Below are 20881 nucleotides of genomic sequence, written 5' to 3'. Positions count from 1 at the left end.
ATTAAGGAAAAATTAAGGTGGATTTTTGAGTGGCTTAAGGAAGGAAAACTATAATAATGGTAAATAGATAAAAGGGATTAATAGCAGAATGAATGTGGAAAGGGGAATTCAAATATGTATGTAATCGGTAAAAGGGAATTTATGAGCTTATTCAAAGGGGTTAAATCATGTATAGTCATTGCGATTTTATTGTTAACCTCCTATTATTCAGCCAAGTTTGCTAATATATTAGCGACGGGGATCGAGCTTTCAGCAAAGGAAGCTGAAAATATTCACACGGTTGGTCTTTTAGGATTGTTGTTCCTCCTAGGCCAATTATTTATAGCAGGACTTTCCCATGATACAATTAACCAAGAGACACACGAACGCACGATGCGATTTTTAGTAACAAGAACGTCAAGAACCTCCATTTTACTAGGGAAGTTTTTTGGTATTTGGATGTTTTGGTTTATTTGTTTGACGGTCTCCTTCTTGCTTATCAGTATTTTTGCACAGAAGTTCGATCTTTTCATTTTTTCTCAGACTATAAGTTTAGTAACCTTACAAATTTCCTTTACTATCTTGCTTTCTGTCCTAATCCCTAAGCCAGGGTTTACCATGTTTTTGGGAATTGTGTTTGGATTGACTTTTCCGATTTTAGGATTTTGGGTTGTGCTTACATCGAATGTTTGGGTAAGCTGGACGAAGTTTTTTACCCCCTTTTATTATTTGGACAGAGAAGACTTTACTTTTTTAGTGATTTTTATATTATCAGGTATCATGCTCTTTTTCGCCAATTTCATTTTTAAAAGGAGGGAATGCTGATGATTGCCATCGAAACAAAACAGCTGAAGAAATCGTATGGATCAGTGCCAATCGTAAAAGGAATTGATCTTTTCGTAGAAAAAGGAGAAATCTTTGGATTCTTAGGTCGTAACGGAGCTGGTAAATCTACTTTTATTAACATGTTAACCGGCATAATTCAACCAAGCTTTGGTACATACTCACTGTTAGGTGTAAAAGGTCCCAATGATCAAGTAAAGAAACGAGTTGGGGTAATGCCTGATTACTCCACTTTATATGGCTCTTTAACCGCAATAGAGCATTTAAAATATCTTTCAGCTTTGTCAGGACAGCCGGCCGGAATGGAATGGTGCTTGGAAGTACTAAAGCTAGTGGGCCTGGAATCACATGCTCGAAAAAAAGTGGCTAAATTTTCATTTGGAATGAAAAAGAAATTAGGGATTGCACTAGCCATTATCCATGATCCTGAGCTCCTTTTCCTTGATGAACCCACTTCCGGTTTAGATGCAGAATCTGCGATTCAAATCCATACGCTGATCCGCGGGCTGCAAAAAAGAGGGAAGACCATATTCATGACATCCCATAATCTGGCTGAAGTAGAGAAGCTGTGTACCCGAATTGCGATTATGAAAGAAGGACGGATAGTCAATAGCGGCACAATGGATGAACTTAGAGCATTATATCGGTCGACCATCAAGGTTAAGATCAAGCATTCTCCAGTACCGAACTCGGAACAGTTGAACTTACATCAGTGGCTCGAGTCAGCAGGAACAGATCTAGAAATGAATGATCCCTATGTAACCATCACTGTAAAAGATGAGAAAAAAATTGCTGAAATAATTCGAGCTATTCAGCAGTGTAGGGCAGATGTCCTTCGTGTTGAAGTGGAAGAGCCATCGCTTGAAGACATATTTCTAGATGAATAACTTCGATGTCTAACTAAACAGTACGTCATCGAAATACAGAAGGAGTTTTTTATGTATCCTCAAATGAAAGGACCTCAAAAACGATTATCTAAGGATGCGGTGAAGGTATGGATTATAAATGAAACGATTATGAATGTAATTGGATTCCTCATCCTTGGTATTTTACTCTATCTAGACTTTCGTTTTTCATGGAAAGAATGGATTGGCTGGATTATAAAGGGGCTGATCCCAATCGCTGTGTTAGGAGCAGTCTGGTCATGGATTAATCCGTTTTTACTTTATAAAAACTGGCGTTATGATGTCGATGAAGAGTTTTTACAATTGAAATCAGGTGTAATAAATGAAAGGCATCAACTTGTCCCAATGACCAAAATACAATCAGTAGCAACCAAACAAGGGCCGTTGCTCAGAAAATATGGCCTCTGCTCTGTTTCCATTGAAACGATGGGCTCCTCCCACACTATACCTGCCCTGCCGAAAGAGATTGCCATTGAGTTAAGGAACCAAATTGCTCATTATGCAAAAATCAAGGAAGTGGAGTCATGACAAAAGTAAAACGGTACCACCCACTTCTCATGCTTTTTGATCTATGGCAGCTACTAAAGAACATTTTTTTTATTTTCATTTTTTTATTTATAATAAAGGCAGGTTCACAATCACTCTTCATTACATATGGCAGGCTCCTTTTTTTTATTGTTTGTGGAGTATCGTTTATTTACATTATTTTAAAATGGGTCACCCATAAATATGGGCTCGACGATCGGTGCTTTTATCTTTACAAAGGAATTTTATGCAAATCGGAGCGGACTATTCCATTTTCAAAAATTCAAAATGTTAACCGTCATACCTCTCTATTTCATCGGATGTTTAATGTGACTTCCATCAGCTTTGAAACAGGAATGACAGGTGAAGATGCCGCTGTTAAATACGAAGTAGTTTCCAAAAAAGAAGCAGAGCGAATGGAAGAATTTATAGCAAGTGCTGTACACGAAGAGGCTATGAATCTGTCCCTTTTGGAAATGGCTGTGGAAAAAGTAGATTCAAACAGAGTCATTCATTTTAAGCCAATGAAAAAGGACATCTTAAAGGCCAGCTTTACTTCTTTAAGCTTTCTCCTTTTTATTCCTTTATTGCTTTCTTTTTATTCCAAAGTGGATGACATCTTTCATGTGGTGGAACAAACAAAGGGGATCTTTTTCTCTATCATCGGTTCTTGGTGGATTGTTACAACCATCGTAATTGTTCTCATCATGGCTTCTGTTGGTTTCGGAATCGCGCGGACATTTTTAAAATATGGTAAGTATGAAATTTCCTCTGATCAAGACCGCATTTACATTACAAAAGGCGTCCTTGATGAAACGGCCTTTTCCATAGCAAAAGAAAAAGTGCAAGCAATTGAAATAAAACAGTCCATTCTGAAAAGATTGCTTGGCTTTGCTGAAGTGAAGCTGACTAGTGCTGGTAGCTTAAGTTTAGGGGAAGAGAAACTTGAAATTAATTCACTCTATCCTTTCCTTCCGGACGGGCGTGCCTATGATATGATATCGGAAATTTTACCGGCGTATGAAGTTACACAAAAGATGAATCGGCTTCCTAAAAAATCATTATGGTTCCGCGTGTTTAGCCCAAGTTGGATATGGATGATATCATCAGCTGCTCTGTTTTATTTTAAGCCAGCTGTTCTAGGAATAGAGCAAGCATGGTGGATCATATCGGCTGCTCTGTTAATGGTGGTTGTTGCAGCAAGATGGTTAGATTTCTTACATACCCAATACATTTTGAATGACCGTTTTATTCAATTCAAAAAGGGTAGCTTGACTACATCTTTATTCGTTTCCAAACGAGATAAAGTAATTGAAGTAAAAGTAACCCGGAATATTTTTCAAAAGTGGTTAGGCCTTGCCTCAATAGAGACGATTAATCGAGCCAAACCGATACAGCATAATGAGATTGTGGATGTGCCAGTGGATTTTGCTGTCTCGTTTTACAAGTGGTATATGGGACGCAGAAAGGAAATTGAAATTGAATAAAAGTGTTTTACCATTATGACCACCAATGGCATAAACGTAAATGTGTTAACTAATTGATTGATTAATAGGGAATTTCGATTTTTTGAGTCAGTCCTCCGTTGCATTAAAGTAGCGGGGGACTGACCTCTTTAATGAAATGACCCTGAACTTATTCCAACCTATTACATCCATAATCTTGATGAGTTGAATCAAATTATTGAAAAATAATAGGAATAAGAATTTTAATACAAAAGTCGCCAAACCAATAATCAAGGAATTTTCAATTGAATAGTCATACCTGTATAATGAAATCAAACTGATTAGAAGGAGATCCCTCTATGCGTTATTTAATTATCTTGATTATTGCTATTCCTGCAGCAGAAATAGGTTTACTCCTCTTTTCCGGAAAAACAATTGGAGTTTGGCCAACAATACTCCTCATTATTTTAACTGGCGTAATTGGAGCGTATTTAGCGAAAAGAGAAGGCTTGCAAACGATTCGAAAGGCCCAGGAGCAGCTAAGAAATGGTCAAATTCCGGGTGAGGCTGTATTAGATGGCATTTGTATATTAATTGGCGGAATACTTTTGCTAACCCCGGGTTTCATTACAGACATTAGCGGCTTTTTAATGCTTTTCCCCCCAACTAGACGACTATTTAAATTCCTTATGATTAATTCTATTCGAAAAAAGATTCAAAGAGGCAATATAAAAATAATCAAGTAAAAAAACGTCAATCTTCTTTTTGGGGAGTTGACGTTTTTTTATATATAGTCAGTACTCATAAAAGGCTTGTACTCGATTAGCATGCAAAATTTTTGTCAGTTAACCAAGTGGCTAAAACTATTTTTGCCCACAATGCCACGTTGCATTGGATGGATATTTTAACGAAATATTTAACGATTCTTATTTTGATAGCAATCCCTGTTATATACCTCGTAATGAGGGCTAGAAAAAAGTAACTTAATTGTAGGTATTCGGAGGATTAGAGTTGGAATTATTTATTATAAGACAGGGACAATCAGAGATTGATTTATTAGGAGTGCAAATTTCATGTCAGTCTCCCGTTCCGTGCCGTGCACATAAAAGTTGGCAGGGTATATTACAATTTTTTATGTTCATTTCTTCATTACTTTTTTATTATACCGATTTATTTAATGATATTTTTTTCATGAGGAAAATTTCATAGTATTCCTTAATAAGTATAAGTTATGTAAAATATATGCTATAAAAGCCAAAAATTAACAAAGGAGAGAAATATGAAAAAGGCAATCTTTATTTTTATTATTTTTTTAATAGGCATTGGGGTAGGGATATTAGCAAATAAGGAATATGAAAAATTTTACCCCCTTTCAGAACCAAGCGGGGGATCTACTTCAAATGAAAATGACGTGCTGAATGTAACCCTGTTTGTTTCAACTCCAATCCAAACATTCAAAGGAAAGGTTGTCCAGGTGAAAGCAACAGTTACAAATAAATCAAACGAAGATCTTGATTTGAGTTCAAAAAAGTGTAAGCCAATATTGCAATTTTCCCAGTATTATGGAGAAAAGAAAGTGGAAGACTCCGATCATACTTGCATCCAAGATGAGTGGATACGGTTATCAAAAAACGCTTCATTTTGGAAAACAGTGGTTTTACCGTATGATGAGAAAGCTTTAAAGAAATACAAATCAGGAAAAATCTCAGTAACGGTGGAGGGCTTAACCACTGAAATGGGAATTCATTAAAAAATCCTCAACTTGTGATTGGTATGGGCAGATTCCTTTTGCAGAATTATTTAAAAACAATAAAAAGAGGTCCTAAATATGCTAGAAAAGATTTCAATTGGGAAAATGGCGAAACTGAATAATGTTTCGGTTCAAACCTTACATCATTATGATAAAATTGGGCTTCTATCACCAAGCTACACTGATCCAATAACAAACTATCGATATTACAGTATTAAGCAGTGCGCAAGTCTTGATTTTATAAAGTATCTAAAGTATATGGGTTTTACACTGCAAGAAATCTTGGAGTTTTTTACCAAAGAGGATGCTAAGTCTATTTCTAAGCTACTAGATGAACAAATTCATTTGATCGATCAAAAGATGAATGATCTGACGCAAATGAAAAGAACGCTAGAGGTAGCATCTAAAAACTATAAAACATATATGCAAATTCAAAATATGGGCATAATTGAGCGAAATGTTCTTCCTGAAAGAAAAATATATTGCTATGACGGTAAAAAAAATATTTATAACGACCATCTAGAAACCTATGAATATATTTTAAGAGAGTTAAGGAATCAGGCACTTATTCATCAGTTTCCAACTTCGTATTTTTGCAATGTTGGCTCCATTACACGTATGGAAATGATTAAGCAGAGGAAGCTTACATCTACAGAAATTTTTATGCTTGTTGATGCTCATTTTTCCGAAATACAAGGGATTGAGATTCTTCCCGCTCAAGAATACGTAACGATTTATTGCGATCAATTTTCGAATGAGAGGGATTATGCATTTAAATTAATCGATTATATAGAGGAGCACAAACTAGAAATTGCAGGAGATTATATTTGTGAGGTTATAATTGAACTGCCTGAGTGGACACATGCTGAACGCCATATGATTATGAAGTTGCAAATTCCCGTAAAAAAAAATCTCTAACAACTCTTGACCCTATTGTTACAATAGGGTTTACGATATAACTATAGAATTCTATAAATGCATATTAACATGTGAAATACCGAGCAAACAATGGAGGGATTAATGATGCTAGAAAAAGTTCGTGTTATTCAATATGGTTGTGGAAAAATGGGTATGGTTAGCTTGCGTTATCTGTATGAAAAGGGTGCAGAAATTGTTGGAGCTATTGATGCAAATCCGGCTCTTATTGGTAAGGATATTGGTGAGGTAGCTGGATTAGGTGTTAAGCTAAAAATCCCTGTTAGAAGTGATGCTGAGCAAGTATTCAATGAAACGGATGCAGATGTATGTATCATTATGACGAAAAGTTTAATGACAGACACGCTAGATGCTTTTGAATTAGCTGCTCGTCATGGAGTAAATGCCATTACTACTTGCGAAGAAGCCTTTTATCCATGGACAACTTCTCCTGAAATTACGAATCGTTTAGACCGATTAGCCAAAGAGCATAATTGTACGTTAACAGGATCTGGCTATCAGGATGTTTTCTGGGGCAACTTAATCACAACTTTAGCTGGTGCTACACATAATATTGTTCGCATCGAGGGTAAATCTAGCTATAATGTCGAACATTACGGAATTGCTCTCGCCGAGGTGCATGGAGCAGGCTTATCATTAGCAGAGTTTGACGAAAAAATTGCTAGCAATAATGATCTCCCATCCTTTATGAGAAATTCAAATGAATGGTTATGCTCACAATTTGGCTGGACCATTAAATCTCAGGATCAGAAATTGGTGCCAATGACACATGATACAGATTTATATTCAGAAACATTAGGGAAAACAATTCCTGCTGGTCATGCGACAGGAATGTCAGCTGTGGTAACGACTGTAACTCATCAAGGGCCGGTAATTGTAAGTGAATGTATCGGTAAGGTGTATGCTGAAGGTGAGAAGGATTGTAATGATTGGGTGATTCAAGGCGAGCCGGAAACATTAGTGAAAATCTCTAATCCGGCAACGGTAGAATTAACATGTGCAACAGTTGTTAACCGGATCCCTGATTTAATTAAAGCTGCTCCAGGCTTCTACACAACTGAAAAAATGCCGACAGCAAGCTATCGCACATATCCACTTCATTTTTATTTGAATAAATAAGAATATAGGGGCTGTCCCAAAAGTCGATGAAAATCGATTTTTGAGGACAGCCTTCATTTTTTACCTCAAATCTTCGCGCTGCCTTAAAATAGATGGTTCTTATAGGGGACAATCGGAAGTTTTGCGCGCAAAAAGGCACAACTAGTGGATTTTTAGCTAGTTGTGCCTTTGTTCTATCTTATGAGAAAGGTCTAATCGCAAAATTTTTGATTGCCCGAGAAGAATGAAGTCGCGGTCCCTGGCCTATGGGATTTCAATCTTTTTGTTCCCACTTTAAGAGGCATAAGAACCGCCCCAAAAAACTAACCAAACGTTTAATTAAAACGCTGGAAGCCTTGGTATGACTGGTATGGAAAAACTAACCAAACGTTTAATTAAAACGCTGGAAGCCTTGGTATGACTGGTATGGAAAAACTAACCAAACGTTTGATTAAATTCCTGGGGTCAATGGAACGTCAGGCATGCAAAAACTAACCAAACGTTTAATTAAAATGCTGGAAGTGTTGGTATGTCTGTTTGTACCTAAAGTAAAAAAGCACTGCGGACAGTTTTCAAATAACTGTTTGCAGTGCCTTTTTTTATAAACTCTTTTCTAAACGATTGTTGCTTTTACCTGAGATTTAGGATCGAACGAACACTTACTTTTAGATTCGCTGATAAAACCTTCAGAATCGCTGATAAAACCTTCAGAATCGCTGATAAAAGTGACGAATTCGCTGATAAACAATTAAAACTCGCTGATAAGTTGCTCATGGCAAGGGATTTTATTAAAAAAGGTAGATTTTTATCTTAAAATCCCGGAATAAATAAAAATATTAATAAAATCTTCAGCACAATCTAAGGATTCAGGCAAAATAGGTAAGAATGAACAGCAATGTTTACGAAAACAACCTTTTTATTACACAACCTAATATCTAAATGAGACCTTCACTATCTCATCGCCAATTTTTACTTCAATGTGCTGTTCTGAATCGTTTAGCATGTCAAAGCTAATGTCGTGAACAAGCACGTTTTCTTTAATTAATCCCTCAAAGCGTTCAATGATTTCTTTACTCTCTTCCGGTGCTGAAATATCGAGCGATATATACATCTCCACGGGTAAATCTAGTTTTTTTCGAGTATCTTGAATCGCTCTGATTAATTCTCTAACTTGACCTTCCTCCACTAATTGAGGTGTGAGTTTTATATCTAACATTACCTTTAACTGCAGGTCGCCCGCCATCTCGAAGCCAGTGGAAACAACATATTCGACATTGATATGCTCTTTCAGTAATGTTACCGTTTGTCCCTTAACATCTATTTCTAGCTGACCATCATTCAATAATGACTTCTTCTCATGATCTGGCATTTGATTGACATAATCTTTAACGGAATTTACCATCTTGCCAAATGCCGCACCTGCCGTTTTAAAATTTAATTTAAAGACAGTCGCTTCATACTGTGATAAATCTTCTGTAAAAACAACTTCTTTCACATTTAGTTCGTCTTTTATAATGTCTATATAGGTGTGTAAAAGTTGTTTTCCTTCACTACGCCATACAATCATTTGCTGTAAAGGCTGCTTAACCTTCATGTTTGTGGCATTGCGAATGCTACGACCAAGCTCCACTATTTTTAGGATCGTTTGCATGTCTGCCTCTAAATCAAGATGAATCAAAGAATCGTCAGCTTTTGGGTAGTCCTGTAAATGAACACTATCTTGATGAAGCTTCAAATGGATATCTTCGGCGACATAAGGCACAAATGGAGCCAACAAACGACTGATTGTGGTAAGTGTTTCAAATAGCGTTGAATAAGCGGCTCGTTTATCTTCTGAAAGTCCGGAAGCCCAAAATCGATTTCTTGATCGTCGTACATACCAATTGCTTAATTCATCCACTAATACTGCAATCTCGCGCGTTGCTTGCGTGAATTGATAGCGATCCATACAGCCCTCAACGAGTTTGACTGTACTATGCAGGCGTGAAAGTATCCACTTATCTAAGACGGTTCTCTTACCTGTTTGCAGGCTATCATACACAAAGCCATCAATTTTTGCGTACATCGCATAAAACTTATACGTATTATCTAGCGTATCCACCACTTTTGATTTTGCATCTTGGACAATCTTTTTCGAAAAACGTTTCGGATTCCACGGTGAGCTATCGACTAAGAAGCTCCAGCGTAGTGCATCTGCACCGTATTCTTCTATGAGTTCAACAGGATCTAAAGCATTTCCTTTGCTCTTAGACATTTTTTGACCATGTTCATCTAGTACATGTCCAAGTGATAAAACGTTTTTATAGGGTGCCTTTCCTGTGAATAAGGTGGAAACAGCGAGTAGACTATAGAAAAACCCTCTCGTTTGGTCAATTCCTTCGATGACGACATCTGCAGGGAATTGTGATTTAAATTTTTCTTTATCTCCAAATGGATAGTGGTACTGTGCAAATGGCATCGAGCCACTATCAAACCAAACATCAATGACTTCCGGCGTTCGTTGCATGACACCATTACATTTCGGGCAGGTACACTGTACTTCGTCAATATATGGCTTATGCAACTCGATATCGTTAGACACCGACGTTGTCGCAAGTTTTTGTAGTTCCTCGATACTGCCAGGTGCTTCTTCATGCTGACAATCAGAACATTGCCATACATTTAACGGTGTACCCCAGTAGCGATTTCTACTTATATTCCAATCAACGAGATTCTCAAGGAAGTTACCAAAGCGTCCATCTTTAATATGATCTGGATACCAAGTAACAGTTGCATTGTTCGCAAGCATTTTCTCCTTTAATGCTGACATCCTGATAAACCAGCTATCTGTTGCGTAGTAAAGTAATGGAGAGTCACATCTCCAGCAATGAGGGTAGCTGTGCTCATATTTTTCCTTATGAAAAAGTGTACCTTGCTCGGATAGCATTTTAATAATATCTACGTCACAGTCCTTGACAAATCTCCCGGCAAGCTCGACAACGTCAGCTGTGTATCGTCCTTGTTGATCAACAACATTAATAAACGATAAATCATTTTGCTGCACGGTTTTATAGTCATCTTCACCGTAAGCTGGGGCAATGTGAACAATACCTGTTCCACTATCTTCGGTAACATAATCTGCTAATACGACATGATGTCCTTTTTCAACAGGGACATAATGGAATGGTGCGGCGTACTGTACTCCTGCAAATTCCTTACCGCTATGTTCACTTAACACAGTGACATGTTCCCCAAGGACTTTTTCTACTAATGATTTAGCAACAATATAAACCACATTTTCTTTTAGGGCACGAACATAAGTTAAGGTTGGATTCATCGCGAGGGCAACATTTGCCGGCAATGTCCATGGTGTTGTTGTCCAACCTAAGAAATATTCTTCGTCCGCATCAAGTCGTTTAAATTTTACGGTAGCCGATAAATCTTTTACATCTTTATAGCCTTGTGCCACTTCGTGCGAACTTAAAGAAGTTTGACAGCTAGGGCAGTATGGCGAGACACGATGACCTTTATACAATAGGCCATCTTTGTGGACTTTGCTTAAAATATTCCATACTGTTTCGATGTATTCATTACTTAAGGTCATATATGGACTGTCCATGTCTACCCAATAAGCTAATTCTTCGGTAAATGAACGCCACTTCTTCTCGTAGGTGAATACACTCTCCTTACATTTGTTGATAAAAGACTCTATACCATATCGTTCAATTTCTTGTTTCCCTGAAATACCAAGTTGTTTTTCAACACCAAGTTCAACTGGAAGACCATGTGTATCCCATCCAGCCTTTCTTTCCACTTGGTAGCCTTGCATGGTTTTGTACCGAGCTACCACATCTTTAATCGTTCGCCCAAAGGCATGGCCTACATGGGGGAGACCATTTGCAGTTGGTGGTCCTTCATAAAAAACAAAAGGGGTTTTACCTTCTCTTAATTGAACAGATTGCTTAAACGTATTTTCTTCTGTCCAATAATGACGGATATTCTCCTCACGCTGGACAACGGATTCCTTCTTTTCATTCGCATTCATCGATATCGCTCCTTTTCAAAAATGGTTAAAAAATAAAAGATTCATGGCGTTCCAAGCCACCATTTACTATGGAAAATTATTCAGAGAACTATCCCCGCTAATAAAGGCGGTATGAGAAGAGCTGAGCTTCACTTCATTCGAGGAGCAAAATGAATATTTTTCACTATAATTGGATATCTTGATTCGTATTGCGGCGCTCCGCCCCTTTTCCACACCAAAAAACCCCGTCCCATGTAAAGGGACGGGGTTAACCGCGATACCACCCTAATTCTATTGATCGATCAATAGCACTTAGCAACGTACAATCATACGTGTTCCTTTTAACGGTAGACGCCCGGTTAGACTTACTACAAGTTTCAGCCTAACTTCTCAGAGAGGATTTTCACGTAACACTCGAACACTGACTTGCACCAAAAATGTCAGCTCTCTGTGGATCAAGACGAAACACTACTTTTTCTCATCAACGAATTTGTATGCTTTTATTGGGATGTATTGTAACAAACATATAAATAATTGTCAAAGTATTATTAAAGAATTAGTGTCATTGGCCCCGGTTGTGTAAAAACAAAATAGGATCAATACTTCTTTACAAATTTATCTTTCCATCAATATTAATATTTTTGATTTTTCATTATCCAAAAGAATATTATTGTTTACGGGACCCAACCACGAGAGCGTGAAATTACATATAGTGTGGACCTTTTGGAATCATTCCAAACGTGTAAAAATGTTAGAAAGGGGATAAAAGCAGTGTTTAACGATTTTAAGCTTAAAGAAGGCCGTCCTGTCTATATTCAACTGAAGGAATATTTGAAAAGAATGATTACAAGCGGGCACTTGCTTGAGAATCAAAAGCTTCCATCCACTCGTGAACTCAGCTCGTTACTATCGATAAGCCGAAATACCGTTCTAACAGCTTATGCCGATTTGGAACAGGAAGGTCTTATCTACGCTGTAAAAGGAAAAGGAAATTTTGTCAGTCATGTGGAGACCTTGAAATCCGCATCGATCCAATTGAATTGGAAAGAAAAAATCAATGATCAGACGTATTTAGCAGATGAATTGGACCTAATGAAGCATGGAGTACGCTGGAATCATGATATGATCTCCTTTAATAGTATCGCCCCCGATGAAAAGCTTTTTGATGTAGAAAATTTTAAAAGAGCCTTCTTAAATCGGATGGCCATTGAAGGAAACATCGTTCTTAACTATGGTTATGCCAAAGGCTATAAACCACTAATCGAATACTTGCTTCATTATATGGAAATTAAGGGTATAGACATCAGAAATAAAGATATTTTGATTACCAATGGATTCACGGAAGGTTTAGATCTCCTATTATCATCTATTCATAAAAAGAACGGACGTATTATTTGTGAAAATCCAACCCATCATACGGCGTTAAAGCTGTTTCGATTACATGGCTTTGATATTGATGGAATTGAGATGGATGATGACGGTATCGATATTTCTAAGCTTGAATCGTTTTTATCAAAAAAGGAATATGATTTTGCCTACTTAATCCCGTCTTATCATAATCCAACTGGAATCGTTACGTCCTCGGAGAAAAGGAAGGAGATTATGGAGCTTTTTTCTGCCTATCAACTCCCTATCGTTGAAGATGGATTTAATGAAGAATTACGGTATTCAGGATCACATCTGGCACCGTTGGCTGCCTTTGCAGGAAGCGGCAACAATGTAATTTATATTAGTAGTTTCTCTAAAATTCTTTTTCCCGGCTTACGAGTTGGGTGGATTTTAGCAGATAAGGATTTGATTTATTACTTGGAAAGTATGAAAAGAGCTCGTACTATTCATACGTCTACCTTAGATCAAGCAGTGTTATTCCAATATTTAAATGACGGCTGCTTTGAGAAATATCTAAGAAAAGCTAAATCAGTTTATAAGAAAAAATATGAATTAGCTGTTCATACTTGCCAACAAGCCATTCCTTATAAACGAATGACAGGTGACGGCGGACTTCATCTTTTTTTACAACTAGAAAATAATATCGATTCACGAATTCTTTTAGAAAAATGCTATCAAAAGGGTGTTGTTTTTTCGCCAGGTGATGTTTTTTACACGGATGGTAGTGGAAAGGACACATTACGGTTAGGATTTTCAAGGCTGAAGGAAAGAGAGATTACTCAGGGAATTAACATCATAGGTGACACATTAAGAATTGATTTTGGAGGCTAAGAAAATGAAAGTTGGCGTAATTATGGGAGGCGTTTCCTCCGAAAAACAAGTTTCGCTCATGACAGGTGAAGAAATGATTGCGAATTTAAATAAAAATAAATATGAAATTGTACCAATCCAAATAGATAACAAAGAAGATTTGGCAGATAAGGTCAAAAATCTCGATGTTGCACTACTTGCACTTCATGGGAAGTATGGTGAAGACGGCACCATTCAAGGTACCCTTGAGACCCTTGGTATCCCTTATACAGGGAGTGGGGTACTGTCCAGCAGCTTATGTATGGATAAGAATATTTCAAAGAAAATCATCCGTTATGAAGGAGTGCAAACACCGGATTGGATTCACCTTACGAATATAGAGGAACTTAATTTCGATGAACTTGACAAAATGGGTTACCCAGTAGTGGTAAAACCTAATTCGGGCGGTTCAAGTGTAGGAGTAAAAATTGTCTATGATCAAGATACGATAAAGTCTTCAATTGCTGAAGTATTCAAATGGGATGCTGAAGTGATCATCGAAAAGTATGTAAAAGGGGAAGAAATCACTTGTCCTATATTAGATGGAAAGCTCTTACCCATTGTTTCTATTCGGCATAAGGGAGAGTTTTTTGATTATACGTCTAAATATAATGATGTGGCTACGATTGAAGAGGTGATCCAGCTTCCGCCTGAAACACATGACAAAGTCGCATTTGCTGCGTTGACCTGCTTTAAATCATTGAAATGCAGTGTGTATGCCCGGATCGACATGATGATTAAAAACGGTATCCCCTATGTAATGGAGGTTAATTCATTACCTGGGATGACGAAGAATAGCCTGCTGCCGAAAAGCGCTGAATCAGCCGGGATCTCTTATGGTGAATTACTTGATTTGATTATTGAAGACTCACTAAAAGTGAGAGGGATGGAAGGGATTAGATAGAGATTATAAAGAATATTGTCACTGATAATTAATTTTATAAAATTTAAGTAAGTGAACAAGTTTAAGGGGTCAGTCTAGCGCTGCATTAAAGTGGCGGGGGGACTGACCCCTTTCCTTATTTTAGAAATCTATGTGAATATTTAACAAAACTATTGACAACTTTAGGTAATTATTATATTTTTATATCGTTCAAAATTTGAACAATAAATTGTAACGCTATAAAGATTGGGTTTTATTTGAAATGAAGTGAGAATCAGATTTTTGACAAACGTAACAAAAATTATTCAAGAAGCAATCTTCGAGTTAATACATAATTGGTAATGAAAATGAAAAATATACAAATTAAAAAAGGAGATGAAATAATGTGAGTCGACCTAGTCAAGCGGTTATTTTAGCAGCAGGGGAAAGAAAGTCATTTGATATTCCTATTGGATTTCTTGAGATTGAAGAAAGTACGATTATCGAACGGATCATTACCATTCTAAATGCAAATGGAATTGATGATATCACCATTATTACCGGCTATAAAAAGGAATATTATGAAGAACTCGCCAAAAAGAGAAATCTACATTTAATATATTGTGAGAAATACAAATGGACCGGAACCATGCATTCTTTGGCCTTAGCGTCTGAGTATATGAAGGATGATTTTCTCCTTATTGAAAGCGATCTCGTGTTTGAGGAACGGGCCATTACTTATCTCCTTAATCATCCCAACCGAAACGCCATGCTCCTAACCAATGAATCTGGTTCAGGTGACGAGGTTTTAGTAGAAATCAGGGATCATTACATTTGCCAAATTTCAAAAGATATCCATCAACTGAATAAAATTGATGGAGAATTTATTGGACTGTCTAAAATTTCAATTGAAACCTACCGAAACATGATAGAAAATTTCAAACACAATAAAAATCCTTATTTTAATTACGAATATTCACTACTCAATTTAGTTCATAGACATAATATCGGTTATGAAAAAATTGATGATTTAATATGGGGCGAAATCGATACCATTCATCACTACAATAATCTTAGATATTTAATCTATCCAAAATTAAAGAGAAAAGAACTAGAAGTAAGGGAAAAATATGTCCAAGAATTACTTGCTGAGGTTTTAGAAGTAGAATCAGATTCTATTAAAAATATTGAAAAACTTGGTGGGCTAACGAATAATAACTATAAAGTTAGTATTTCTACTAACGAGTTTGTCGCTAGAGTACCTGGAACGGGAACAGAAAAGACCATCAATCGGCTAAATGAAAAAATAAATTCATCGATTGCCCTTCAATTAGGTCTCGATAGTCGAACCATTTATTTTAATGAGATGACGGGTTTAAAAATCACAGAGTTTATCACTGATGCAGAAACACTTAATCCAACGACTGCAAAAAGAGAAGGGAATATGGAGCTCATTGCAAATGTTTTGAAAACGCTTCATACCAGTGGTCAAAAGTTTATGGTCGATTTTGATCCATTTGATGGAACGGAATACTATGAAAAAGTATTACTTGAGGCAAACGGGAAATTATTCCGTGATTATCTTGATATAAAACAGAAGTTTATGCCGTTACAAGACGAATTAAAGGACCTTGGGATCAATACCGTACCATGTCATCTTGACTGTCTTCCAGAAAATTTTATTAAGAGCGGTGAAAATACTCTTTATCTAATCGATTGGGAATATAGCGGAAATTACGACATCCTGTTTGACGCTGCAGCCGTTTCCCTTGAATGCAGCTATTCAAAAGACGAAGAAGATTTATTCTTCAAAAAGTATTTTGGAAAAAACCCTTCCATAGAAGATAGGAGAAAAATTGAAATTCATAAAATTATGCAAGACATGTATTGGAGTATGTGGAGCGCTGCAAAGGTTGCGATGGGGGATCCGTTTCTAGAAGATTATTCACTCGATCGCTATAACAGAGGGAAAGAGAATTTAGCTAACTATCTTAACGAACGAATGAGCATAAGTCACCAGTAGATTTTTTGAAAAATAATTAATAGAATGAGCGGTGAAAAAATGGCGATTATAGGTAATATTGTTATCTATATAATAATGGCTTGTGCAATAGTCGGGGCAATCGCAGCAATTCGTAATGAAGAAGATGGACTTGGAAAAGAGTTCATGTCAGGATTGTATTCCATTGGACCTATCTTTGTCCCAGTTGCAGGGATTATGGCTTCCGTCCCGTATTTATCCTTATTTATTAAACATATCTTTGGACCTGTATTTGGAGCAATTGGTGCTGACCCATCCATCGCAGCGACTACCTTTATTGCTGTAGATATGGGCGGCTATCAATTGGCCGACGTTCTAGCACATTCGCGGGATAGCTGGATTATGGCAATGATAGTTGGGTATATGGCTGGAGCAACGATCGTTTTTAGTATTCCAGTTGGTTTAGCCATGTTAGAAAAACGCGACCACAAATATATGGCCCTAGGTGTCATGTCCGGTATTTTAAGTGTTCCCATTGGCGTCTTTATCAGTAGTCTTATCATGAAATTAACAAATACCCAGGTTCGAGACCATGTTTCTACCAGTGCAAAATCAACTTATACGTTTGGACCAGAATTTTCGACATTACTGTTGAACTTAACTCCCCTTATTATTGTCGTCGTGCTGATTGCATTGGGTCTTCGCTTTATTCCAGACAAAATGATTAAAGGATTTATGTGGTTTGGCAAAATAATGGATATAGGGATTAAGCTCGTCCTGGTTTTCTCCATTGTTGAATACTTTACAGGAGTATTTAGTAAAATTTTGGGTGTATGGGGGTTCAGCCCAATTATTGCTGATAAAGAGGATCAGTTCCGTGCATTAGAAATCGCTGGTTATATAGGAATCATGCTATCAGGAGCTTTCCCAATGGTGTACATGATTCGAAAATATTTAGCAAAGCCACTAGAAGTTATTGGAAAGAAAATGGGTCTTAGCACGGAAGGAAGTGCAGGCTTACTAGCTGCATCTGCCAATATTTTGGCGATGTTTAATTTAGTAAAGCATATGAGGCCGAAAGATAAGGTTATATGCATTTCCTTCGCCGTTACATCTGCGTTTCTTTTTGGAGATCATCTTGCCTTTACTGCTAACTTTCAGCCCTCCATGATTCTTCCAGTTATGGTTGGAAAACTAAGTGGTGGTATTCTTGCCATTATCCTTGCCTATTGGATTTCAGTTCCAAAAGCTCTTGAATTAGAAAAAATGGATCGAGCAAATGGGATTATTAAGAAAGACGAATATCTTCCAATATCAAAACCGCAAGCTATAAAAAACGCTAAATAAAAGAGAAAGAGTAATGAATCAATGACTCTTTATTTCTGGTAATATAAGAATTTATAACATTGGACTTCGAGAAATGTCTAGCTCCAGGCGCCATCGGCTAGTGTACTTCGCTCTTCTCCCTACGATAAGTCAACATCGGTTCGCTCCGCTCACCGTGTTTCCTTTATCTCAGTCGAAGCGCTCCAGTCCATACGCCGATAGGCGGGCGCCTTGCGCTTTTCTTAACTATAAAGCATAGAATTTTATTCATTTTGATAAACTATATTTAGAAGGTGACTTTAGATGAAAGCAATCATCCTAGCTGCAGGCATGGGAACAAGACTACGACCTTTGACAAACGATACACCAAAATCGTTAGTAAAAGTCGCTGGTGAACCGATGATTGAAAGGCAAATTAAGTTTTTAAAGGAAAAAGGAATTCATGAGATTATCGTCGTAACCGGATATCTTCATGAAAAGTTTGACTATCTTAAAGAAGCGTATGGTGTGACCTTAATCCATAATAATAAATACAATATCTATAATAATATTTATACCATGTACCTTGTTAAAGATTATTTACAGGATGCTTATGTGACAGAAGCAGATGTGTTCATGACCCATAATTTTTTCAAAACAGATATGGAGTTCTCAACCTACTTCGCAGGATTTAAACAGAATTTCAAGCAAGAGTGGATCTTAAAATTTGATATGGACGATAGAATTCATGAAATCGTTATTGACGATGGCTCTGATTATATTATCGCCGGTGTGTCATACTGGACACAACAAGATGGATTATTGATTAAGGAAAAATTAGAAGAGGTCATAAGCAATGGCCATTACGAAGATTTATATTGGGATAACATTGTTCAGGCTAATTTAAGTAAAATGAATGTCAAAATTTCAAAAATCAATTCCGATGATTGGTTTGAAATCGATTCTCTTGCAGATTTAGAGCATGCGGATAACTATCTTTTAAGTAAAACGAAATAATTTCTTCGATTAAAAACAGCTGATGTGTATTTCAGCTGTTTTTTTAAATTTGCAATGCTCCATTTTAAAAGAAACTCATAATGAACAGCCATGTTTCCCTCGTGCCAATGACTAGTTTTTTTCCATTCTGCCGGTCAGGGTGAGGAGATGAACGCAATCTTTGATAAGTTGAGGACATATGTCCTTCCCTAAGTACCCGGATATATCTTTTAATAAAAGAGAGATTTAAAATGGGGGGAGAAAAAATGCGAGGGAGTTTATTTGCGTTTTTAGGTGGGGCTTTTATTACCTTGCAAGGAGTTGCTAATACCCGGATTAGTCGAGATATTGGCACTTGGCAAGCGGCGACGATAACCCAATTAACCGGCTTTATTATGGCCTTGATAATCCTGATGTTCGTAAGAGATCGAAAATGGAAAAGGTTGAACCAAGTAAAACCGTTATATTTAACGGGCGGTGCCTTGGGGGCGGTCATTATTTTCAGTAATGTCACGGCAATTCAGAGAATTGGTGTAACCCTTTCTATATCTATTATCCTGATTGCGCAACTGAGTCTGACTTTTTTTATTGATAGTAAAGGATGGTTCGGCCTAGTGAAGCAGAAGATGAAACTGCCGCAGTTCATTGGCCTTGGGCTGATGATAGCTGGTGTGGTGATATTAAGGTTTTGATAGTATAATGATTCCAGAATGTGACAGGTAAAGGACTGGAGGCGACCCGAGCATGAAAGAAATGAAAGATCGTGAGCTACTAAAATCATATTTGCTTGCTCACAATTTAGAATCGATATTTAATGAGCAAATAATGCCGTATTTGTCGCTGTACAGCTTTGATCAAGGGGAGCTCATCTGTTCTCAAGGAGATGCTTCGCAGTACCTGTATGTACTTGTAAAGGGGAAGGTTAAAATCTATACCTCCACGAAGGAGGGCAAAACACTTATTCTCTCGTTTAAGAATCCGCTTGAGGTGATCGGGGATATTGAATATGTACGGGGTATAGACATTATCAATACCGTTGAGGCAGTCTCGTCTGTCTATATGATCGGTATTCATCATCGGTGGTTGAAAAAATACGGAAGTGACTATTCACCGCTGTTGCGATTTTTACTGGATATCATAACGAAAAAATTTACCATTAAATCCAATTCTTTGAGCTTCAATTTGCTGTATCCGGTGGAAGTCCGATTGGCAAGCTATCTATTATCTGTCTCCTTTGATGAATCCGATTCGCAATTTAAAGGGCAACTAAGAATCAGTATTAAGGATGCAGCGAACTTAATTGGAACCAGCTATAGACATTTAAATCGGATCATCCAACAGTATTGTACAGAAGGCCTTGTTGAACGTAACAAGGGATTCATCCTTGTTAAGGATAGGGACGGATTAAGGGCGCTGGCGGGTGAAAATATTTACGAATAGACTTATTTATTGCAGCGAGAAAGTAGTAGCAAAAATTTAGTATATGGGAGAGTAATGGTTATGATTTTAGGATTATCATTGGCGCTTATCGCTGGTTCGCTGCTCAGTTTGCAAAATATCTTCAATAATAAGGTGAATGAACGGGCAGGATCTTGGGCGACAACTACATTAGTATTAGGGTTGGGATTCCTTGCTTCCCTGACAATTGGTCTTATTTTTGAAGGGAAACATCTATTTATCTTGGGGAAAATGGAGCCTTGGTACTGGTTCAGCGGTTTAATTGGAGTTGGAGTAGTTGTTTGTCTCGTGCAGGGAATGAAGCTGCTTGGCCCGACGTATGCCATCGCTATCGCTCTGACATCACAGCTCGGGTTTGCTTTATTGTGGGACTCATTAGGCTGGCTTGGTTTGGATAAGGTCCCTTTTTCTTTCAAGCAATTGATTGGTGTGCTGGTCATCGTCAGCGGTATTTTTGTATTTAAGCTTGGTGGTAGAAGTGAGAGCCAAGAGCCAGCTAAGATGACATAGAATCATTCCATCGATTTATCGAACAGCGTTAATAACAAAAATTCTCA

The 20881-nt window shown here is 37.3% G+C and carries 17 protein-coding genes and 1 other annotated feature; of the genes, 16 read left to right on the top strand and 1 reads right to left on the bottom strand.

Going from position 1 to position 20881, the window contains the following annotated elements; all coding sequences use genetic code 11:
* Positions 1-114 precede the first annotated feature (114 nt).
* The 8 genes from M5A78_RS08610 (at position 115) to M5A78_RS08575 (ending at position 7502) form a co-directional block, all read left to right on the top strand.
* On the top strand, positions 115-804 hold the full coding sequence (locus M5A78_RS08610; protein WP_248734873.1) for a hypothetical protein: 690 nt from the start codon (positions 115-117) through the stop codon (positions 802-804).
* Complete coding sequence (locus tag M5A78_RS08605; RefSeq protein ID WP_248734872.1) at positions 804-1709, top strand: ABC transporter ATP-binding protein; 906 nt, start codon at positions 804-806, stop codon at positions 1707-1709. Before M5A78_RS08610 ends, M5A78_RS08605 begins: the two co-directional genes overlap by 1 nt.
* A 51-nt stretch (positions 1710-1760) precedes the next feature.
* Positions 1761-2255, top strand: coding sequence for a PH domain-containing protein (locus M5A78_RS08600; RefSeq protein WP_248734871.1), 495 nt, complete (start codon positions 1761-1763; stop codon positions 2253-2255).
* Positions 2252-3739 (top strand): PH domain-containing protein, encoded by a 1488-nt coding sequence (locus tag M5A78_RS08595; RefSeq protein ID WP_248734870.1) that lies wholly within the window; start codon positions 2252-2254, stop codon positions 3737-3739. Before M5A78_RS08600 ends, M5A78_RS08595 begins: the two co-directional genes overlap by 4 nt.
* Positions 3740-4056: 317 nt before the next feature.
* Complete coding sequence (locus M5A78_RS08590; protein WP_248734869.1) at positions 4057-4443, top strand: FxsA family protein; 387 nt, start codon at positions 4057-4059, stop codon at positions 4441-4443.
* 533 nt (positions 4444-4976) lie between these two features.
* Complete coding sequence (locus tag M5A78_RS08585; protein ID WP_248734868.1) at positions 4977-5447, top strand: hypothetical protein; 471 nt, start codon at positions 4977-4979, stop codon at positions 5445-5447.
* A gap of 78 nt (positions 5448-5525) precedes the next feature.
* On the top strand, positions 5526-6365 hold the full coding sequence (locus M5A78_RS08580) for a MerR family transcriptional regulator (RefSeq protein ID WP_248734867.1): 840 nt from the start codon (positions 5526-5528) through the stop codon (positions 6363-6365).
* 102 nt (positions 6366-6467) lie between these two features.
* A complete protein-coding gene (locus M5A78_RS08575) occupies positions 6468-7502 on the top strand; it encodes an NAD(P)H-dependent amine dehydrogenase family protein (RefSeq protein ID WP_248734866.1) in 1035 nt (344 codons plus the stop codon).
* A gap of 907 nt (positions 7503-8409) precedes the next feature.
* Here the strand turns inward: M5A78_RS08575 and ileS are convergent.
* Positions 8410-11505, bottom strand: a complete 3096-nt coding sequence (ileS, locus tag M5A78_RS08570) for an isoleucine--tRNA ligase (RefSeq protein WP_248734865.1) — start codon at positions 11503-11505, stop codon at positions 8410-8412.
* A 234-nt stretch (positions 11506-11739) separates the two neighbouring features.
* Positions 11740-11978 (bottom strand) — a binding site (T-box leader).
* 277 nt (positions 11979-12255) lie between these two features.
* Here ileS and pdxR point away from each other — a divergent pair.
* The 8 genes from pdxR (at position 12256) to M5A78_RS08530 (ending at position 20834) form a co-directional block, all read left to right on the top strand.
* Complete coding sequence (gene pdxR, locus M5A78_RS08565) at positions 12256-13704, top strand: MocR-like pyridoxine biosynthesis transcription factor PdxR (RefSeq protein ID WP_248734864.1); 1449 nt, start codon at positions 12256-12258, stop codon at positions 13702-13704.
* Positions 13705-13708: 4 nt separating this feature from the next.
* Positions 13709-14626 carry a D-alanine--D-alanine ligase gene (locus tag M5A78_RS08560; protein WP_248734863.1) on the top strand — a complete coding sequence of 306 codons (918 nt, stop codon included), beginning with the start codon at positions 13709-13711 and terminating at the stop codon, positions 14624-14626.
* A 364-nt stretch (positions 14627-14990) separates the two neighbouring features.
* Positions 14991-16607 (top strand): NTP transferase domain-containing protein, encoded by a 1617-nt coding sequence (locus tag M5A78_RS08555; protein WP_248734862.1) that lies wholly within the window; start codon positions 14991-14993, stop codon positions 16605-16607.
* A 39-nt stretch (positions 16608-16646) separates the two neighbouring features.
* Positions 16647-17912, top strand: a complete 1266-nt coding sequence (gene eutH, locus M5A78_RS08550; RefSeq protein ID WP_248734861.1) for an ethanolamine utilization protein EutH — start codon at positions 16647-16649, stop codon at positions 17910-17912.
* A 282-nt stretch (positions 17913-18194) separates the two neighbouring features.
* Entirely contained in the window at positions 18195-18887 is a 693-nt protein-coding gene (locus M5A78_RS08545; protein WP_248734860.1) for a sugar phosphate nucleotidyltransferase, read from the top strand.
* Between the two features lie 245 nt (positions 18888-19132).
* Positions 19133-19558 carry a DMT family transporter gene (locus M5A78_RS08540; protein ID WP_248734859.1) on the top strand — a complete coding sequence of 142 codons (426 nt, stop codon included), beginning with the start codon at positions 19133-19135 and terminating at the stop codon, positions 19556-19558.
* A 52-nt stretch (positions 19559-19610) separates the two neighbouring features.
* Positions 19611-20306: a Crp/Fnr family transcriptional regulator gene (locus tag M5A78_RS08535; RefSeq protein ID WP_248734858.1), complete on the top strand. Its 696-nt coding sequence runs from the start codon at positions 19611-19613 to the stop codon at positions 20304-20306.
* A 60-nt stretch (positions 20307-20366) separates the two neighbouring features.
* Positions 20367-20834, top strand: coding sequence for a DMT family transporter (locus M5A78_RS08530; protein WP_248734943.1), 468 nt, complete (start codon positions 20367-20369; stop codon positions 20832-20834).
* Positions 20835-20881 lie beyond the last annotated feature (47 nt).

Source organism: Neobacillus rhizosphaerae (assembly GCF_937468385.1).
Taxonomy (GTDB): domain Bacteria; phylum Bacillota; class Bacilli; order Bacillales; family Cytobacillaceae; genus Neobacillus; species Neobacillus rhizosphaerae.
The sequence above is the reverse complement of the archived record's forward strand: the minus strand, read 5'-3'. Positions and strand labels throughout refer to the sequence as shown.